Source organism: Microbacterium sp. ARD31 (assembly GCF_031844425.1).
Window position 1 is genome coordinate 1,313,949 of sequence record NZ_JAUZVE010000001.1, and the last position, 17,772, is coordinate 1,331,720.

General features: G+C 67.9%; 14 protein-coding genes, 1 tRNA gene and 1 pseudogene. 7 read left to right on the forward strand and 9 right to left on the reverse strand.

What is annotated here, in order from left to right:
* Nucleotide 1: 1 nt before the first annotated feature.
* The 5 genes from ligD to Q9S36_RS06580 all read right to left on the reverse strand — a co-directional run bounded on the left by ligD (nt 2) and on the right by Q9S36_RS06580 (nt 7,882).
* Complete coding sequence (ligD, locus tag Q9S36_RS06560; protein WP_253034964.1) at nt 2–1,015, reverse strand: non-homologous end-joining DNA ligase; 1,014 nt, start codon at nt 1,013–1,015, stop codon at nt 2–4.
* Between the two features lie 45 nt (nt 1,016–1,060).
* Nucleotides 1,061–2,143, reverse strand: coding sequence for an SseB family protein (locus Q9S36_RS06565; RefSeq protein WP_311284410.1), 1,083 nt, complete (start codon nt 2,141–2,143; stop codon nt 1,061–1,063).
* A gap of 68 nt (nt 2,144–2,211) precedes the next feature.
* Nucleotides 2,212–4,206, reverse strand: a complete 1,995-nt coding sequence (locus Q9S36_RS06570) for a hypothetical protein (protein ID WP_311284411.1) — start codon at nt 4,204–4,206, stop codon at nt 2,212–2,214.
* A 73-nt stretch (nt 4,207–4,279) separates the two neighbouring features.
* The gene (locus Q9S36_RS06575) at nt 4,280–6,727 is read right to left on the reverse strand and encodes a UvrD-helicase domain-containing protein (RefSeq protein WP_311284412.1); all 2,448 of its coding nucleotides are present in this window, start codon (nt 6,725–6,727) and stop codon (nt 4,280–4,282) included.
* Between the two features lie 51 nt (nt 6,728–6,778).
* On the reverse strand, nt 6,779–7,882 hold the full coding sequence (locus Q9S36_RS06580; RefSeq protein WP_311284413.1) for an FUSC family protein: 1,104 nt from the start codon (nt 7,880–7,882) through the stop codon (nt 6,779–6,781).
* Nucleotides 7,883–8,093: 211 nt separating this feature from the next.
* Here Q9S36_RS06580 and Q9S36_RS06585 point away from each other — a divergent pair, with 211 nt between their 5' ends.
* Nucleotides 8,094–9,575, forward strand: a complete 1,482-nt coding sequence (locus Q9S36_RS06585; protein WP_311284414.1) for a protein kinase domain-containing protein — start codon at nt 8,094–8,096, stop codon at nt 9,573–9,575.
* 82 nt (nt 9,576–9,657) lie between these two features.
* Nucleotides 9,658–9,732: transfer RNA gene (locus Q9S36_RS06590), tRNA-OTHER, on the forward strand.
* Nucleotides 9,733–9,735: 3 nt separating this feature from the next.
* Here the strand turns inward: Q9S36_RS06590 and Q9S36_RS06595 are convergent.
* Nucleotides 9,736–10,011 (reverse strand): annotated as a pseudogene (locus Q9S36_RS06595) (tyrosine-type recombinase/integrase); the annotation flags it as partial.
* Between the two features lie 311 nt (nt 10,012–10,322).
* Here Q9S36_RS06595 and Q9S36_RS06600 point away from each other — a divergent pair.
* A complete protein-coding gene (locus Q9S36_RS06600) occupies nt 10,323–10,775 on the forward strand; it encodes a single-stranded DNA-binding protein (RefSeq protein ID WP_311284415.1) in 453 nt (150 codons plus the stop codon).
* A 158-nt stretch (nt 10,776–10,933) separates the two neighbouring features.
* Nucleotides 10,934–11,830, forward strand: a complete 897-nt coding sequence (locus Q9S36_RS06605; protein WP_311284416.1) for a DUF6615 family protein — start codon at nt 10,934–10,936, stop codon at nt 11,828–11,830.
* Between the two features lie 31 nt (nt 11,831–11,861).
* Here the strand turns inward: Q9S36_RS06605 and Q9S36_RS06610 are convergent, their stop codons facing one another.
* A complete protein-coding gene (locus Q9S36_RS06610) occupies nt 11,862–12,677 on the reverse strand; it encodes a hypothetical protein (protein ID WP_311284417.1) in 816 nt (271 codons plus the stop codon).
* A 25-nt stretch (nt 12,678–12,702) separates the two neighbouring features.
* Between Q9S36_RS06610 and Q9S36_RS06615 the strand changes: the two genes are divergently transcribed.
* Together Q9S36_RS06615 and Q9S36_RS06620 are read left to right on the forward strand one after the other, a co-directional pair.
* Nucleotides 12,703–12,861, forward strand: coding sequence for a hypothetical protein (locus Q9S36_RS06615; RefSeq protein WP_311284418.1), 159 nt, complete (start codon nt 12,703–12,705; stop codon nt 12,859–12,861).
* Between the two features lie 259 nt (nt 12,862–13,120).
* Nucleotides 13,121–15,301 (forward strand): hypothetical protein, encoded by a 2,181-nt coding sequence (locus Q9S36_RS06620; RefSeq protein ID WP_311284419.1) that lies wholly within the window; start codon nt 13,121–13,123, stop codon nt 15,299–15,301.
* 295 nt (nt 15,302–15,596) lie between these two features.
* Here Q9S36_RS06620 and Q9S36_RS06625 read toward each other — a convergent pair whose 3' ends face one another.
* Both Q9S36_RS06625 and Q9S36_RS06630 read right to left on the reverse strand, forming a co-directional pair.
* Nucleotides 15,597–16,553: an aldo/keto reductase gene (locus Q9S36_RS06625; RefSeq protein ID WP_311284420.1), complete on the reverse strand. Its 957-nt coding sequence runs from the start codon at nt 16,551–16,553 to the stop codon at nt 15,597–15,599.
* Between the two features lie 46 nt (nt 16,554–16,599).
* Nucleotides 16,600–17,229, reverse strand: coding sequence for a DUF1684 domain-containing protein (locus Q9S36_RS06630; protein ID WP_311284421.1), 630 nt, complete (start codon nt 17,227–17,229; stop codon nt 16,600–16,602).
* Between the two features lie 69 nt (nt 17,230–17,298).
* Between Q9S36_RS06630 and Q9S36_RS06635 the strand changes: the two genes are divergently transcribed.
* Entirely contained in the window at nt 17,299–17,727 is a 429-nt protein-coding gene (locus Q9S36_RS06635; RefSeq protein WP_311284422.1) for a hypothetical protein, read from the forward strand.
* The last annotated feature ends 45 nt before the right edge of the window (nt 17,728–17,772 follow it).

The following is a 17,772-nucleotide window of genomic DNA, read 5'->3' on the forward strand; positions in this document are numbered from 1 at the left end:
GTCAGTCCTTCTTCGCGCGCGACGGCTGCACCCGCGGCGGCTCGCCCGGCATCTTGGGGAACTCCGGCGGGAACGGCAGCTCGCCCAGGCCCGCCTCGAGATCGCGCTGCCACCACTCGAGCAGCGTGTCGATGCGTCCGGGCGAGTCCTGCAGCCCCTCCCAGGGGTCCCCGCTGTCCGCCAGCCTCTCGGGCACGGTCCGCACGGTGAACGCGGTCGGGTCGACGCCGTCGGCGAGCTCATCCCACGTGATCGGGGTCGCGACCGTCGCGCCTGGCAGCGCGCGCGGACTGTAGGCGCCGGCCATCGTGCGGTCGCGGTTGGCCTGGTTGAAGTCGACGAAGATGCGCTCGCCGCGCTCCTCCTTCCACCAGTTCGTCGTGACCCGGTCCGGCATCCGCCGTTCCAGCTCGCGACCCGCGGCGATCACGGCGTGGCGGACGTCGAGGAACTCGTGCGTCGGCTCGATGGGACAGAAGACGTGGAGGCCGCGATTGCCGCTCGTCTTCAGCCAGGGCTCGAGCCCGGCCTCGCGCAGCACCTCGCGCAGCACGGGTGCGACGGCGGCGGCATCCGCGAAATCCGTCCCGGGTTGCGGGTCGAGATCGATGCGCAGTTCGACCGGGTTGTCGGTGTCGGACGCGAGGGAGGCCCACGGGTGGAAGACGACGGTGTTCATCTGCACGGCCCAGACGGCCGCGGCGATCTCTCCGAGTACCACCTGCGGGTGCCGGCGTCCGCTGTTGTAGGTGCACATCACCTGGTCGACGTAGTCCGGAGTCCCCTTCGGCGGGTTCTTCGAGAAGAAGCTGTCGCCGTCGACCGTGTCGGGGAACCGTTCGAGCGACACCGGGCGGTGCCCGTTCGCGCGCAGGAACGGGACCTCGACGGTGAGGAGGTACTCGGCGAGTTCGTGCTTCGTGATCCCCGCCTCGGGGAAGACGACCCGGTTGGGGCTCGAGAGCGAGAGCTCCCTGCCTCCGGGCAACTGCAGGGTGATCCGCTCCGACGCCATGCGCCCCACCCTAGGGGCGGACTCGGGGTCGGGACAGGGGCTTGCTCAGGCCTTGTCGCCGTCGGTGTCGGCAGCGGCGTCGACGGCTTCGGCCGCGTCGGCGATCGTGATGAGCGCATCCAGCTCGGCGCGCTCGATGCGGATCCACGGGCCGGCGGGGTCGATGAGGAATCCGTCGAGGCCCGATTCGCTCTTGAGCGCGGCGCCCAGCTGGGCGGCCGTGAGCGGCATGGGCTGGTCCTCGCGATGCAGGGTTAGCACCTCGAGCGGGTGCGAGAAGACCTGCAGGTAGCGGCCGCCCTCGGCCGAGCGGGCCTCCGCGACGCCCATCCCCTGACCGTCGGCTCGCGGGCCTGCCGCGATCCAGGCGCCGCGCGCGACGAGCGCGTCGACGACGGCGCGGGCGGTCTCGTCGGTACGCGGGCCGGCGAGGAGATTCTTGATCGTGAACTCGGGGTCGGCCTGGTCGAGGCTGCGCTGGATGAGGCCCGTCGGCAGGACGATGCGGCGGCCGGGGCCGGCGTGGTCGAAGACGATGCCGTCGTACCCGGCGTCGATGACGTTGCGGAGCACACGCTGAGAAGGCTGAGCCAGGATCGACGTGCTCTGGGCCTCGTCGCCGAGCCCCGCCTGCAGCGCGGCCGCCCCCGTGTAGGCGAGCAGGAACTTCTTGTCGTTCACGATCGAGATCGCCAGACGCAGCGGCTCACCGGCAGCGGCCTGGGCGCGAGCGTCGCCGAGGATGCGCAGGTACAGGGTGCCCTGCAGCGCCTGGCGCATGACGGCGAGGATCGCGGCGTTGTAGACCTCTTCGGGGACTTCCTGCAGCACCGTGCTGAGCAGGGTGTTGTCGGGCATCCCGGGACGGCTCTCGCTCGGGGCGGGCGCGGTCTCGGGGGTCTTCGGCAGACGCTCCGGCTCGGGGGCCGGGCGCGGGACGGGCTTGCCGTAGGTCGAGACCGAGATCGGCACGTGGGGCACCGGCTCGGCATCCGTGTCTTCGCCCTGTTCGGCGGCGACGGCGGCGTTGACGTCCTGCTGCACCTCGTCGACGTCGGCCTGCGCGTCGACGGGGACCTCGCCCTTCGGGTCGGAGTCCTTCTTCGGGCGGCGGGAGAACAGGGCCATTGCTTCAGGGTACGCGGGATGCGGGCGGCCGGACGCCGGACTTCAGCTGTCCGGGGTCCGGCCGGTCGTCATCGCTTCGACGCGCGGTAGCCGGCCTTCCTGGCTGCGGCCTCGGTCGCGAAGCACTGCTCGGGGTGCGTCGCCTTGTAGAACTGGCCGCCCGGCACGTGGTAGATCCAGTCCGTCGTATGCCGAGTGGTCTGGTTGCCCTTGATGGGATGGCTCTTCGGGCAGGACGTCTTGCTGACGGGCTTGGCGACCGCACTCGCGACGGTCTTCGCTTTGACTGCCGCGGTCGCCTTGGAGGTGGTGGTCACCGTCGCGTACCCGGACTTCTTTCCCGTGACCTTGACGGTGATCTTCTTGTCCGTCACGCCGGACGTCAGGGTCAGGGTCTTCCCCTTCGCCTTTGCGATCGCCTTGCCGTTCGCGTACCACTGATAGGTCAGCTTCATCCCGGAGCCCCACTTTCCAGGGTTCGCCGTCAGCTTCTGCCCGACCTTCGCCGTCCCCTTGATGGTGGGAGTGGCGGACTGAGTCACCTTGGGCGTCACCTTCGACGTTTTGGCTGCGGTGACGTATCCCGCCTTCTTGCCGGTGACCTTGACGGTCACGTTCTTGCCGACGAGGGATGCCGGGAGTTTGTAGGTCGACTTCGTGGCGCCCTTGATCGCCTTGCCGGACGCGTACCACTGGTAACCGAGCGTGGTGCCCTTGGTCCACGTCCCCGACTTCGCGGTGAGCGTCCCCCCGACCTTGGCGGTCCCGCTGATCGAGGGGCGAGGGGCGAGGAGGGTCCCCGCAGCCACGGGAGACGTCGGGGAGCTGGTTCGGACGACTGTCGTGTACCCCGGCTCGGACCATGTCACTCGAACCGATATGCGCTTTGCTCGGTACGCGGCGGTCAGACGGAACTCGTCCCCCGTCGCCCCGGGGATGGGGATGCCGTCCGCGAGCCACTGGATCGCGCGAGTCGTCTCGTAGTTGCCGCCATCGGCCCCGCCCAGCAGCGTGTTCCCCACATACGGCAGACCACTCACCCCTGCCCGCAGCCCGGTGAAAGTGCGCGGGCGGAGCTGCTGAGAGGCATCGATCGTGTCCTCATCCACCGCGATCCATCGAGCGGATGAGACCGAGGGAGCGCCGCCGAGCCAAGTCCACTCAGAGGTTCCGTAGCTCCGGAAGGCGAGTGTCGCCTCACCCGGATGGAGGTAGTGGAACGAATAGATTCCCCGACCGTTGGCAGTCGTGGAGACGGATTCGCCACCCCGATAGTGCAGGACCACCTCCGCTTCCGCGTCGGGAATGCCGCGGGCATCGGTGACAATTCCCCGGATATCGGTGACGTACCAGACCCGCTTGTTCAGCCCCGGTCGCACCTCGCCTCGACCGATCTGCAACGTCTCGTCGGTCTCGCTGGGGGTCGCTCGTCGAGTCGGGTCGTAGGGCGGTCCGTAAATGACCCGATAGGACCCCTCTACGACATCGTCGAACTCGTACCGCCCCTGTGCGTCGGCCACGACAGTGCGGCCGGGGGTTCGATCGGGCTCCCCGTTCACCAACCGATAGAGGGTGGCACGAGCACCGGGGAAGGGGTCCCCGGTGTAATCGGTCAGGACGCCCGAGAGAACGGCAGCCGCATCCAATCGGACCCGGAGTTCCGCCGCTGCACCTCCCGCTGGTACCGTCACGATCGCGGCGTCCCGCTCCGTCACGGCGTCCGGCCAATACTCGTCGAGGACGCCGCGCGCGTCGGCGCGAACAAAGACCTTGTAGTCGCCTGCGGGCAGCGCGTGGAAGGTGAAGCGGCCGTCCGTCCCGACATCCGCCGTCCTGCCGCCGTCGTGAGATTCGCCGGCCGTGTCGACCTCGTAGGCAATGACGCTGCCGCGGGGGTGGATCGCGCCCGACGGAGCGGACACCACTCCGCTGAGGACGCCCGTCGCCGCATCGTCAGCGACAGCCGGAGTCGCTCCGAGGGCGAGGGCTGCGACGGTGACCCCGCCGACGAGGAGGCTTCCTAAACGGCGCCACCCGGACTGTTGCACGCTGCCTGAGCCCACCGCTGTCGCCTCATCCCGTTCCTGCGCACCCTGGAGGACGACGCTGCGACATTCCTACCAGACCACACCCGCCTCACAGCTTGGTGATGGGCGCGACCTTGATCAGGAGCTTCTTCGGGCCCGCGGTGTCGAAGCGCACGTGCGCGACGCGCTTCGCGCCTTCGCCGGTGACCATGTCGACCTTGCCCTCGCCGAAATCGTCGTGACGGATGCGGTCGCCCGCCGCCAGCTCCATGTCGCCGTTGTCGCGGATCTTCGCCGGGATGCGATTGGCGAACTTCGCGAGCGCGTCGGACTTCTCACGGGGCGGCAGCGGCACGAGGTCGTCGCCGTAGCGGTTCGAGCCGCCGAAGCGGGATCCGCCCGACCGCCCGTTGAGCGCCCGTGACTGCGTCCCGCCGCGCGAGTTCACGTCGCCCGGCGACTGCCGCCAGTCGATGAGCTCGTGCGGGATCTCCTGCAGGAAGCGGCTCGGCATCGCCGCAGACACCTCGCCGAACTGCGCGCGGGTCATCGCCAACGAGAGGTGCAGACGCTTGCGGGCGCGGGTGAGGGCGACGTAGAACAGGCGCCGCTCCTCCTGCGGTCCGCCGGGCTCCCCCGCCGAGATGCGGTGCGGGATGAGGTCCTCCTCGACACCGGTGACGAACACGGCGTCGAACTCGAGGCCCTTCGCGGTGTGCATCGTCATGAGCGAGACCGAACCACTGGCATCGTCGAGGTCGTCGGCATCCGACACCAGCGTCACCTCGGTGAGGAAGTCGAGCAGCGTGCCGTCGGGGTTGTTGCGGGCGAACTCGCGCGTGACCGCGACGAGCTCGTCGAGGTTCTCGACGCGGGCCTCGTCCTGCGGGTCCTTCGACATGCGCAGGGCGTCGTAGTAGCCGGACTTGTTCAGCAGGACGTGGAGCCCCTCGGTCACCGACGTCGACGGCGCGATCTCGCCCGAGCTCGGCAGCATGATTTCGGATGCCTCGGCGAGGACCGCGTCGAGGTCGGCGATCGCCTTCTGCACCTTCGCGCCGACGCCGAGTGCGGAGGAGTTCGCGAGCGCGTCGCGGAAAGTGATCCCCTCGGATGCCGCATAGCGGGCGATCGCGGTCTCGGTGACGTCGCCGATGCCGCGGCGGGGCTTGTTGAGGATGCGGCGCACCGCCATCTCGTCGGCGGGGTTCGCGACCGAGACGAGGTAGGCCAGCGCGTCCTTGATCTCGGCGCGCTCGTAGAACTTCGTGCCGCCCATGATCTTGTACGGGACGGCCGAGCGGATGAAGATCTCCTCGAGCGCACGGGACTGCGAGTTGGTGCGGTAGAACACCGCCATCTGCGCGTAATCGACGCCCTTGCGGTGCAGCGCTTCGATCTCGTCGGCCACGAACTGCGCCTCGTCGTGCTGCGAGTAGCCGGTGAAGCCGATGATCGGGTCGCCGTCGCCGACGTCGGTCCACAACTTCTTGTCCTTGCGGTCGAAGTTGTGGCCGATGACGGCGTTGGCGGCCGACAGGATGTTCTGCGTCGAGCGGTAGTTCTGCTCGAGGAGCACGACCTTCGCGCCGGGGAAGTCGCGCTCGAACTCGCTGATGTTGCGGATGTCCGCCCCGCGGAAGGCGTAGATCGACTGGTCGGAATCGCCGACGACGGTGAGCGACGCTCCCTCGACCTCAGGCGCCTCATCGGGCTCGAAGATCATCATGCCGCCGCTGGAGAAGGCGTCACCGGCCTTGCCGACGACGGGCCGGGTCAGCTCGTGGATGAGGGCGTACTGGGCGTGGTTCGTGTCCTGGTACTCGTCGACGAGGATGTGCCGGAACCTCTTGCGGTAGACGTCGGCGACGTGCGGGAACGCGCGGAACAGGTAGACGGTCTGCGCGATCAGGTCGTCGAAATCGAAGGCGTTCGCCTTCTGCAGCGAGCGCTGGTAGTCGGCGAAGATGTCGACGAAGACGCGCTCGGCGGGGTCGCTCATGTTCGCCTGGCGCGCGTAGGACTCCGCATCCGCCAACTCGTTCTTGAGCTTGGAGATACGACCCTGAACGGCCGCGGGGGTGAAGCCGAACGAGTCGCCCTCGTGCTCTTTCACGAGGCGCTTGATGAGGGCGCGGGAATCGCCCGAGTCGTAAATCGTGAAGCTCTTCGTGAAGCCGAACTGGTCGGCCTCGCGGCGCAGGATGCGCACGCAGGCGGAGTGGAACGTCGAGATCCACATGCCCTGGGCGCCCTCGCCGACGAGCTGCCGCACGCGCTCGCGCATCTCACCCGCGGCCTTGTTCGTGAAGGTGATGGCGAGGATCTGGCTGGGGTACGCCTCGCGTGTGCGCAGCAGCGACGCGATGCGCCGAGTCAAAACGCTCGTCTTGCCCGAGCCGGCGCCGGCGATGATCAGCAGCGCCGGACCGCGGTGGATGACGGCCTCGCGCTGCGGCGGGTTGAGCCCTGCCAGCAGGTCCTCGTCGGGTCGGGAATCGCCGGCGGGGCGGGACGCTCCGGCGCCGACGATCACGGGCTTGATGGAGTCGCTCATGTCCCCACGAGTCTACGTTCGCCCACCGACATCGATCCCGCCCGGCCTGGGTCAGGGCAGGGCGTCCGAGACCCGTCTCGAGATGTCGGTCATCCGTCCCAGCGTCGCCGCCAGCCAGAGCCCCGGTTGGTCGTGCGTGTCGGTGGCCTCGTCGGGGGCGGGCAGCGACGCGCCGTAGGTGTCGATGTCGCGCCACGCGGCATCCGTCCGCGCCCCCGTCTCGGCGTCTCCCGGCGGCGTCGCGAGCAGGTCCGCGACGGACCTCATCGCCGTGGCGAGCGCCTGCGGATCGCCGTGCCGCTCGTCGAGCCGTTCGTGCTGCGCCAGGACGTCGAGCAGGTCGCGGGCGAGATACGTCGCGCGCTCGAGACCCCACCACCGCTGCGCGTTCTCGTCGTGCACACCGCCGACACCGCGGGCGCGGATGTTGGCGCGCTCGGACCGGGACGCCTCGTCGACGTCGGCGGACACCGCGATCGACAGTTCGGCGAGCGCCTCGCCGTCCTCGCGCAGCACCCCGGCGTCGGGCCGCCCCTGGGCCACGGAGTCCGCCGCACGGTCGAGCGCGGTGGCGACGGCGGCGCGCAGCTCGGACAACCGGTCGCGCGCCGACTGCAGGTACAGCGGCGGCACGAGCACGTAGTTCGCGACGACCCCCACGAGCACCCCGAAGGCCATCGTGGCGAGGTACGAGGACGAGAAGCCGTCGGGATCGTTCTTGCTGAGCAGGAGGACGAAAAGCCCGGCCAGCGCCACCCAGTCCCGGCCGACACCGAGGGCACGGATGCCGCCAACCGCCACGCCGACCAGCACCACCGCACCGACGGCGACGATCCCCGGAGCGCCCGAGGCGACGATCGCGAGGCCTCCGAACCCGACCGCGATGCCGCAGGCCAGGCCGACGAGCGACTGGACGCCCGCGCGGGCGGAGTCCGCCACGGTCGGGTACATGCTGACGAGCACACCGAGGGGCGCGTAGTAGGAGTAGTCCGCGTCGGCGAACGGGACGAGGGGCGCGAAGAACCACGCCACCGCAGCAGCGACCGCGGTCTTGAGCGCGAGGATCAGTCGTCGCGGCGTGAACACGTCGCCTCCGGCTCGCCGCACGCCGAGCGCGACCTGCGCCGCGGTGCGTCGAGGAAGCGAAGGGGCCATGCTGGAACCGTAGCCGCGCACACGCCACCCCCGCGGCCCCCTTGCGTCCACGGCGGCGGCGTCGTAGCCGTCGGCGTGCGGTGCATGCACTGATCGAGCCCGGAGTCAAGCCGCCAGACCTGAATCCGTAGAGGTCATACCGTCGGGATGTCGCGCCGCAGGCGACGTACCGACGGGCCCGCCGCAGCCCGGAACACCCGCAGGAGTGGCCGTGACCGAACTGCCCGCCGAACCGATCACCTCGGGGATGCTCGATGGGCGCTACGTCCTCGGGCGCTGCGTCGGTCAGGGCGGCATGGCGCGGGTGTACCGCGCTGAAGACGTGGTCCTGGGTCGCACCGTTGCGATCAAGATCATGCGCACCGAGGCGGAGCATCCCGCGATCCCGCCGCGTGCGCGCACCGAGATGTCCCTGCTCGCGTCCCTGAACCACCCGTCACTCGTCACGCTCTTCGACGCGAAGGTCGTCCCGGGCCAGCCCGAGTACCTCGTGATGGAGTTCGTCGAGGGCACGTCGCTTGCCGTCGCGCTGCAGGACGGCCCCCTGGATGCCTCCGAGACCGCCGGCATCGCCGCGGAACTCGCGTCGGGTCTCGACACGGTCCACCGTGCGGGCATCGTCCACCGCGACGTCAAGCCGTCGAACGTGCTGCTCGCCGCATCGACGGCGCCGGGGCGCAGATTCTGGCCGAAGCTCGCCGACTTCGGTGTCGCCTACCTCGCCGACAGCACACGGCATACGAGCCCCGGCACGGTCATCGGAACGGCCGCCTACCTCGCCCCCGAGCAGGTCCGCGGCGAACCCGCCGGTCCCCCCGCCGACGTCTACGCTCTCGGTCTGCTGCTGCTCGAGACGATCACGGGCGACCGGGCCTTCCCCGAGGCATCCGGGATTGGTCGTGTCATGGCTCGCCTTGTCGAGACCCCCGAGATCCCGGTGTGGCTCGGCCCTGAGTGGTCGGAGCTGATCGCGTCGATGATCGCGCGCGAGCCCGCCGACAGGCCGACCGCGGCGCAGGTGGCCTGCCGCGCCCGCTCACTCCCGCGCGACGTCGTCCGCCCGGCGCGCCCCGCCACCGTCACCCTCGACGAGGACACGCAGGCGTTCGACGCGATGGCTGCGGCACCCGCGGTCGTCGGCGCGGCGTCCGCGCCGACCGCACTGCAGGATCACGTCCCCCGCACCCGCCTCGCCTCGCGACCGGCACGTCGCACGCGGCGGATGCGCGTCTGGCTTCTCACCGGGGCGGCGACCGTGATCGTCGCCGCCTACATCCTCGTCGGCGCTCTCTGGGCCGGCGGCGCGCCGGGTGAGGCGCCGGCGCCCGAGCAGACGCTGACCGAACCGACGACACCGGCCCCCGCCGAGCTCGTCGCGGACGACGACAGCGACTCCGCCGTCGTCACCGTCGATCAGCCCGACGACCAGGCGTCGACGACGGACACCCCGACCGAGCCGGTCGCGCCCGCGGAGCCCGCATCGGACGTCGCTCCCGCGAACACTCAAGACGCCGGCGACGAACCGAGCCAGCGGGCGCAGGACAGGGCGAACGAGAAGGCGAAGCAGCACGCCGCCGACAACGCCGCGGTCCACGGGAGGACCCCGAACGTCGGCAAGGGTCAGCAGAACGCGAAGGACAAGAACAAGAACGGCAAGAACGACAACGGCAAAGGCAAGGGCGCGAAGGGATGAACCGCGTCACACGGGGACACCGGACGTCATCCCGGGTCATGACCCGACCGGAGGTCGGAGCCTCGGGTTAGCGTGAGGTCATCGCGACGGTCCGGGTGGTCCCGGGCACCGGGTCATACCGGATGTGAAGCGGGTTCGACTCCCGCCGTCGCGTCCACTCTCAGGGGGCCGCGATCCCAGCGTTCTCAAGGCATCGCCGCCGCTCACTCAGCGTCGGAATGCGCGAATGGACGTGGTCTGGACACGATCGCTGGCGTGCGAGCCTGGTCGAACGCAGCCGAAACGCATCGACACCGTCATCGAAGAGGTCTGCGTAAACGTCCAGCGTCATGGCTGCGGAGGCGTGGTAGAGCATCCGCTGGACCGCCTTGACGTTCGTTCCCGACGCGATCACGAGCGATGCCGCGGTGTGTCTCAGATCGTGCACCGTAATCCGGGGCGGACCTGCATTCGCGAGCGCACGCATGATCCACGAACGCGACGCGCCCGAAGAACGGGGCCACGGCGCGCACACGGTGGCGTTTCATCCGTCCGATTCCGGGTTCGGCCCGATCGGATGGCACGAGCGGCTCACGCTCGCGTTCCCCCGTCTGCGTAGGGCGTACGCCGGCGGGTGCACGCGCGGGTGCAACCGCTACAAACCTCGCTTTTGGACGAAGGTGGTCGACGAGCAGGAATGGCAGGCGTGGACCAGCCGGGCCCACGCCGAGTGAGCCGCCTCGGCGTTTTTGAATGGAAGGAGAAAGCATGACCACCAGAATCCCGGTCACCATCGAGGCCAACCTCACCGGCGACCCCGAATACGGCGCGAGCGAATCGGGCAACGCGTACGCCCGTTTCACGATCGCCGTCAACGACCGCCGCCTCAACGAGACGACGAACCGATGGAAGGACGCCGGCACGGTGTTCCACCGCGTCGTCGTGTTCAACCAGCAGTCGCCGAACGTCGCGAACTCGTTGCGCAAGGGCGACAGCGTGATCGTCGCCGGCGACCTGCGGTTCGGCACCTATACCGACAAGGAGACCGGTAACACCCGCGAGACGCGCGACATCGTCGCCGACAGCATCGGAGCGTCGCTCAAGTTCGCGACGGTCTCGGTGGACCGCACCCCAAAGACTGACGGCCCCGCCGCGGACAGATCCGCCACGGGGCCAGTAGCCCAGCCGGTCTCGACCACCGGCGTCGGGGTTGCTCGCTGACCCATCCGCAACAGGAGAGCGGCGTGGGAGTCATCGTACTCCCGCGGCCGCTCTCGCACGATCGTGACGAGCGACCTGGTCATGCGGCCGACTCCCAACCCAGAGTCGAGCATCGGCTACGGTCAGTTGCACAGCACTTGCGGGATAAAGGACTCGGTATGTCGTTCGCTAAGTTTGCCGACCACATGGACCAGCAGTCTCTGCTTACGTGGAGGATCCTGTCCGTCGCATCCAGTCTCAAGCAACCCTTCCCTGAGCCATCGATCACGAGCTGGGCGCTTCTCTCTCTCGCGCATTTCGCGGACTCGGCGGGGCTGCCAATCAGCATCAAGCAAATCAGTGCGGTACAAGAGAACAAGCTCGGCGCGGACTTCGAGTTCTTTGTGCGGCTACACGATGGGAACTTCTTCGCACTCTCGATGCAGGCTAAACGCGTGCACTTGGCGCAGCGCCACCCGGTTTATACGGAGTTGGGCCATCCGGGCCTGGCGCCCGGCACTTTCCAGTACGACACACTGATCGACCACTCATCGCAGATCGGGTCTATCCCCATTCATGTGCTCTACAACGGATGGCGCCGAAGGGACCCTTACCTTCCGTTCGCTCACCTCGACGACGAAGACCGGGAGCTGTTCGGGTGCGCCGCAATCTCTACGCACAAGCTGAGATCTATTCGAGAGGGTCGCGGGCCCGCGGCGAAGAGCAATACAAACAAGCTCATGCACTTTGTGGACTTCGTGTTCCCCTGGTCAGACCTCTTCCGACTCGAACAACGATCGGGCAGTGCCACGAATAATGCGCCGAACGCGGTGACCTCGTTGCCGCCGACGCCATCAAGCCCTCGCCTGCGAGGGGGGTTTGGAGTTGAGGAGGACTTCTCCAAGCTCGCGGCGTATCTAACGGATAGCGATTTGCAGGGCGCCGCGAGCGGCATCATTTCGAGTCTGCCCCGGTACGTCGATCGAGCTCCGAGCGATGATCCTCCCAACGACCCCCATCTTCCAGCTTTTGCGCTGGTTCTTGGTGGAGAGACTCGTGGCCGGTACCACGGGTGAGGGCGGGAGCACGGTCGTCAAGCTCTCCCACTCAGCGGAGCGGGCCCGTGGCAACCCCGTGCGCCGCTTCTGCGTGGTGCGGGGCGCTCACTGCCACTCTCGACCAAGTCTCGCCTCCTCCGCTGTCAGAAGCAGCCTCGCTACGGCGGCGCAACTCGTCTCCATAGAGGATTTCGGCCCGCCGATATCGCTCAGCGAGTAAGTCCCGGGCTTCGACATTCGCCCAATCGCTGTCAACGCTTCGCCCGCGTCCATGTCTATATGACTCACCAGCACTGATTTCGCTGCCGAGATTCAGCAGCTTTCGTCTCGCTCGACGCAGCCACTGGTTCAACTGCGCGAGGTCGGCATCATTGGCGTCTGCGGCCAGCCGTGCTGCTCTCCCTAGCTCGCTTCGCGCCGCTCGCATCGAGTCGTCGATGCTGACCTCGGGGATGCCCCGCATCATCCTGTCCGCGATCTCGTCACGCGCCAGAGCATCCGTACGCGCGATCGCGATCGCCTCGTTGTGCGCACGACCACGTGTCAGGCCGACGTACAGACCCGAAGCGTCGACCCCTGGCCCGGCGATCGAGGCATCCGTCGTCTCACCTTGGATGCCGTGCACCGTCGACGCGTACGCGAGGTGCACGTGCTCGGCCGCGTACTCATAACTCACGACGCGGGTGTCGATCGCATCGTCGACGCTGCGCAGCTCAAGGCCCGCTGATGTGATCCGGTGAACAGTCCATACCGCGCGGTTCTCCACACCGGTCGCGCGGTCATTGCGGGGAATCTGGGCGACGTCGCCTTCCAGAAGCCGCTGCTCGCCCTGCCCAACCGCGATCCGGTCGAGGGTCAGGCGCATCGGTGTAGCCGAGATCGTCCACGACGTGCTCACCGCCGCGCTGGCCGACCTCCCACCCGTTGAGCTCATCGCCCTCGAACTGGACGTGCCCGAGCGGACCGCATCGGATTGGGTCCAGAAGGCCAGAGCCGCTGGCTGGCTTGTGGGGATGACATTGAATGTGGGTCGGCCCGCCGGCGCGTGACTTTCTCTTTTACGTGACTCTCCGTTTTAGCTGTCACGTCGGCTGCGAAGTTCAGGCTCGTGACACTGCAGCGCGGGCTTGAAGTCGTAAGCGTGGGGCTACCGGCTGCAACTGTCCGCGACCTCTTCTAGGCTCTCGTTCGGAGAGGTGGGACGGTCATGCGAATGGCGAGCAAACGAGGCAGGTCGGCGACCTCGAAAACGAACAGGTGGGATGGCAGTCCTGGCGTCGAAGAGCACTGCGACGTGGTGATCGCGCAATGAGCGCCTCTCGCGGCCGCACCTACCTGATCCAGATCGACGTCATCTCTCAAGAATTCGTCACGATTCTCGACGATGGCAGTCTCGTGCTCGAGGACGCGGTCACCGGCGACTACGTCACGCTTGAGGTGAAGGATCTCGACAAGTTCGCAGCCTCCAATCCTCCCTACACCGCGCACGTCGCCGACTGCATCCGTCGGGACCTGCTCGACGACACGCACGACCTCTGCGGTTGGGAATGGACGGAGCAGCCACAAGGACATTGGTGGTACAGGGTTGGCAAATGCCCGAAGTGCCACCCGCGTATCTCTGACCGAGCACCGCTTTCACTTCTGAATGACGGGATGCCGGCTGGCGAACTCGATGAAAGTGATGGACGTCGCCTGTCCTGGATATGCGGCGCGCATCACGTACGCGCCCGCCCATGGCTGACGATGAGTTGGGTTGCTCACCCAGACCAAACGCCACACCTAGCCGTCCACGATGGCCCGATTGGTCCCGCTCTCCACTTTGATAGCGTCACGGGACCAACCTTCGCTGCTCCGGAGGGCATCATCCGCTTGACGTGGACAGAGACGCTCGCGGATCACAATGCCTGGTCGACCACTTGGGGGCCAGCCGACGACAACGAATCCTTCACTCCGAAGTGCGCGGCCTATCACGCATTGGCAACGCTGATATGTCTCGACGATAGCTGGCGAGTGATGCCCGCGCGGTTCATCGGCAACGACGATGACCCACTCTCCGTGACGTCGATCGAAACCCGGTTCATTACTGCACAACCATCGATGATGGAGTACCTCGGTCTCCTTGAAACGCAGTACGCGGAGGGCGTGGCAACACATCGGCCCGAATACTGGCACGAGCCGATGTGGGTGGGATTGAAAGACGGCCAACCGCTCGTGCTCGTTGATGAAGCGGGCGCTATCCATACCGGCGGTATGGAAAGCCAACTCCCGAAGACACCCGAGGAGGTCGAACAACTCGTTCGCAAACTCGTCGAGCCGCATCGATGTGGGCAGCGAACGCCGACGACACCCCGACCGGCGCTTACGCGTACCTCCGACCGGTCTCTCGCGCGCGGATCGTCCGTAGGCGACGAGCGTATTTCGGTCGCGACCTGGACGAGCAGGGTCCGCGGACTAATGCTGGGCATCGCGCTCGGAGACTCCGTCGGTAGCATCGGCTCGACGGGAACCAGCGGAACGCGGCTCAAGGCAGGGGCTGCCACCGAACTGGCTGGGTGGACTGTAGAAGGATTGCTGCGAACCTTCACCTCTTACGACTGGGCAATTCAGTCGCCGAATGAGGTGATGCACGCATACCAGCGATGGGCGCTGCTTAGGGGCGCGAGCTCTCTAGATCCCGGGTGGGATCCACTTCCAATAGTGGATGGCCGGGTCGCACGCGGTTGGCTGATCGACACCCCCGAGATGACGATCCCGCATGGATCCTCTCCCACGATGATGAAGGTCGCACTGACGGGCAATCCGACGCGGGAGCCGAGCTCGCGAGGCGTGATTAAAGGTCTCCCGTACGGGGCCCTGGCAGGCGCCGGTGAGTTCAGTCACAGCGGCGCCGACAAGGTCGCGTCTTACGGAGGAATGCTCGCAACCGAGACTCATACCCATCCTCACGTCACGGGCGGTGCGGTGGTTTCAACGTTCCTTGTCGTCGAGGTTCTCCGTTCCACCGCGAGCCTGTCTGAGACTCTCGGTGTCGCTGCAAACTCCGTGCTCTCCCTGCCTGGGTTCACTAGCATGAGCGGGTTCCCTCGCGCCTCTATCACCAGTGCAATCGATCGCGGATTAACGGCACCTCGAAGCCGCGATGACCTCAGCCGGCTCGTAGCAGAGGGCAATGCCCTCGGCGCACTACTGGGAGGGCTGTACGTCGCTGCCTCGTTCGCTGACCACGACGGCGCCGAGGGTGCACTCGATTTCTGCTCGCGCGCGGCGCGCGGGCGGGACATAGCTCCGGTCGCTTTCGCCCTTCTGGGAGCGGCGCATGGATTCGAGTCGCTTCCACACGCAATCGTCACCCGTCTCGAGCTCGGGTGGATCATGGATCGGCTAGCCATCGATCTTGCCATGAGGGTCTCCGCGCCCTCGTGGCAGCCGGCAGATGCTCGGGCGTGGCGCGCGAAGTATCCGGCGTCTCCGGTAAACGAGGGCGAATGACGCAACTACGACCCACGGACCCGCCAACTCCGTTGCCACGAGTGGACACCATGTGGACACAATCCGCGCAGATCCACACCGATTTCGCTGATCAGAACCGAACGACACGAGACTCCGTCACAGCCCGCACGTACTTGATTTTCAGCGGCAGGACGGCCGAACCCGCGTGATTTCGCGCTTCTCCAGCAGCACTGACATCCGCGCAACAGAAGTTTCGACTCCCGCCGTCGCGTCGGAGGTCTGATCGATCGAAGCGCGAGGTCGACCGACCTGGGCCTCGACCGGACAGCCTCTGTCAGTTCCCCTTCGTCAGATCCGGAGCGAGTCCTTCGGCGTCGAGTTCGACCCACAATTCATCGGGAATGTCCGTCGTGCGCCGGTCGATGCTGCTCTCGACGTGCGCCGCAGTACGCATCCCGATCACCGCGGAGACGACCGCCGGATGCCGAAGGGAATACTGCACGGCGGCAGACGGGAGGTCGACGCCGTGCGAGCGGCAGATCGCGGCGAGCCGGCGAGCGCGGGCGAGCATTTCGCTCGACGCCGGCGCGTAGTCGAAGTGGGCGTCGGGGCTGATCTCCGTCGAGCTGAGCAGCCCCGAGTTGTAGACCCCGGCGGCCACGACGGCCACCCCTCGTCGGGCCGCAAGCGGCATCAGATCCGTCGATCCCGTCTGGTCCAGGAGCGTCAGCCGACCCGCGAGCATCACGACGTCGAGGTCGTGCGCCTCGATGAACCGAGCCGGCATCGCCGACTGATTCATCCCGGCGCCGACGGCACGGATCACACCCTGTGCGCGCAGATCGAGGAGGGCAGGCAGCGCCTCGCGTGTCGCCTGCTCCTCGTGGTCGTCGGGATCGTGGAGGTAGACGATGTCGATCCGGTCCGTGCCCAGACGGGTCAGGCTGTCCTCGATGGACCGCTTCACGCCGTCCGCCGAGAAATCCCACTCCCGGCGGACGGATGCCGGAACGACGAATCCCTCGCCGTCCTGAAGGTCGGCGGTGTCGGGACTGTCGACGAGCAGGCGACCGACCTTGGTGGAGATGATGATCTCCTCGCGCGGGGTCCCCGCCAGCGCCCGCCCCAAGCGACGTTCGGACAGACCCAGGCCGTAATGCGGGGCCGTGTCGAAGTAGGTGATGCCGGCGGCACGCGCGGCGTGGACCGCAGAGGTCGATTCGTCGTCCGTCGTCGCGCGATGGAGGTTCCCCAGCTGCGCGGCCCCGAATCCGACCTCGGTGACGGGCACGTTGCCCCGGATCGAGCGTCACGAGACAGCCGGCGCCCGGAGATGCTCAGGACGCGGCGTACCGCTCGCCGACCGGGACCTCCCGGGCGAGCACATTGCCCGGCTGCGCGAGCGGGCACGCCCAGGCCGGGTCGTACGCGCACGACGGGTTGTAGGCGAAGTTCAGGTCGAGCACGATCGTGCCGACCGCGGCATCCGTCCCGAGGTCCGCACCCTTGATCGTGTCGATCAGATAGCGTCCGCCGCCGTACGTCCCCCCGGCGACGCTGGCGAGGCCGTCACGAAGCGGGATGAAGACCCCGCCGCCGTAGGTCGTCAACCGCCAGACGTCGAGACTGCCGACCTCCGGCAGGTCGACGACTGCGATGCGTTCGAACGGGACGACGCCGTCGGTGCCGGTCGGGAACTCGAATCCGCCGGGTTCCGCCTCGCGCAGCGGGACCTCGAACCGCCAGGCCGGGTCGTACGGCGCGACGGGCAGCCCCGCGAAGCCGTCGCGGTCCTCGGGGAGGAGGGGGCTGGCGGGATGCCGCGCGAACAGGTCGTCGCGCTCCGCCCGCCACCGGTCGTGCGCACGTCGCGGATCGCCGGCCGTCCGCACCTCCGCGTACAGGGCGAAGACGCGACGACGCCAGTCGGCGACCTCGAGGGCGGTACGTGCCGGAGCGCTGATCATGGCTTCAGGCTATGCGGCCGGCACTGTCTCCGGGCCGGATCCCGGCGTAACCTCGCCGGGAGGAGAATCATGCCCGCACCACGCGCCGCCCTCGCCGCAGCGATCCTGCTGTCGGCGCTCACCCTGGCCGCCTGCGCGACGGAAGGAACCTCGATGCCCTCCCCCGGCGACACGAGCGACACCAGCCCCTCCGCACGACCGCCGTTCCGGACGGCGAGCCCCGCCCCGCTCGGCCCGACCGGGTCGCCGGCCGACCTCCCGCCGGCGAAGTGGGAGGCGATCGTCGCCGACCTCGCCGCGCGCGGAGTGGCCGGCGAGCCCGTCCTCGTGTCGGCGGAACGGGTCGAGTTCTCAGACGGCTCGCTCGGGTGCCCCTCCCCCGGCATGTCCTACAGGCAGGCGATCGTCGACGGTTATCGCGTCGTCGTGCGGGCGGACGGCCGCACGTTCGACTACCGCTTCGGGTCGGGTGACGAGCCCCGCCTCTGCGAGCGCTGACGACGGATGCCGAAAGGGGCGGCGCGTCCGCTGACGCACCGCCCC

Bases quoted from the DNA above. Each gene is read 5' to 3' on its own strand.
- ligD (WP_253034964.1), bottom strand. From the start codon at position 1,015: ATGGCGTCGGAGCGGATCACCCTGCAGTTGCCCGGAGGCAGGGAGCTC.
- Q9S36_RS06565 (WP_311284410.1), bottom strand. From the start codon at position 2,143: ATGGCCCTGTTCTCCCGCCGCCCGAAGAAGGACTCCGACCCGAAGGGC.
- Q9S36_RS06575 (WP_311284412.1), bottom strand. From the start codon at position 6,727: ATGAGCGACTCCATCAAGCCCGTGATCGTCGGCGCCGGAGCGTCCCGC.
- Q9S36_RS06580 (WP_311284413.1), bottom strand. From the start codon at position 7,882: ATGGCCCCTTCGCTTCCTCGACGCACCGCGGCGCAGGTCGCGCTCGGC.
- Q9S36_RS06600 (WP_311284415.1), top strand. From the start codon at position 10,323: ATGACCACCAGAATCCCGGTCACCATCGAGGCCAACCTCACCGGCGAC.
- Q9S36_RS06605 (WP_311284416.1), top strand. From the start codon at position 10,934: ATGTCGTTCGCTAAGTTTGCCGACCACATGGACCAGCAGTCTCTGCTT.
- Q9S36_RS06610 (WP_311284417.1), bottom strand. From the start codon at position 12,677: ATGCGCCTGACCCTCGACCGGATCGCGGTTGGGCAGGGCGAGCAGCGG.
- Q9S36_RS06620 (WP_311284419.1), top strand. From the start codon at position 13,121: ATGAGCGCCTCTCGCGGCCGCACCTACCTGATCCAGATCGACGTCATC.
- Q9S36_RS06630 (WP_311284421.1), bottom strand. From the start codon at position 17,229: ATGATCAGCGCTCCGGCACGTACCGCCCTCGAGGTCGCCGACTGGCGT.
- Q9S36_RS06635 (WP_311284422.1), top strand. From the start codon at position 17,299: ATGCCCGCACCACGCGCCGCCCTCGCCGCAGCGATCCTGCTGTCGGCG.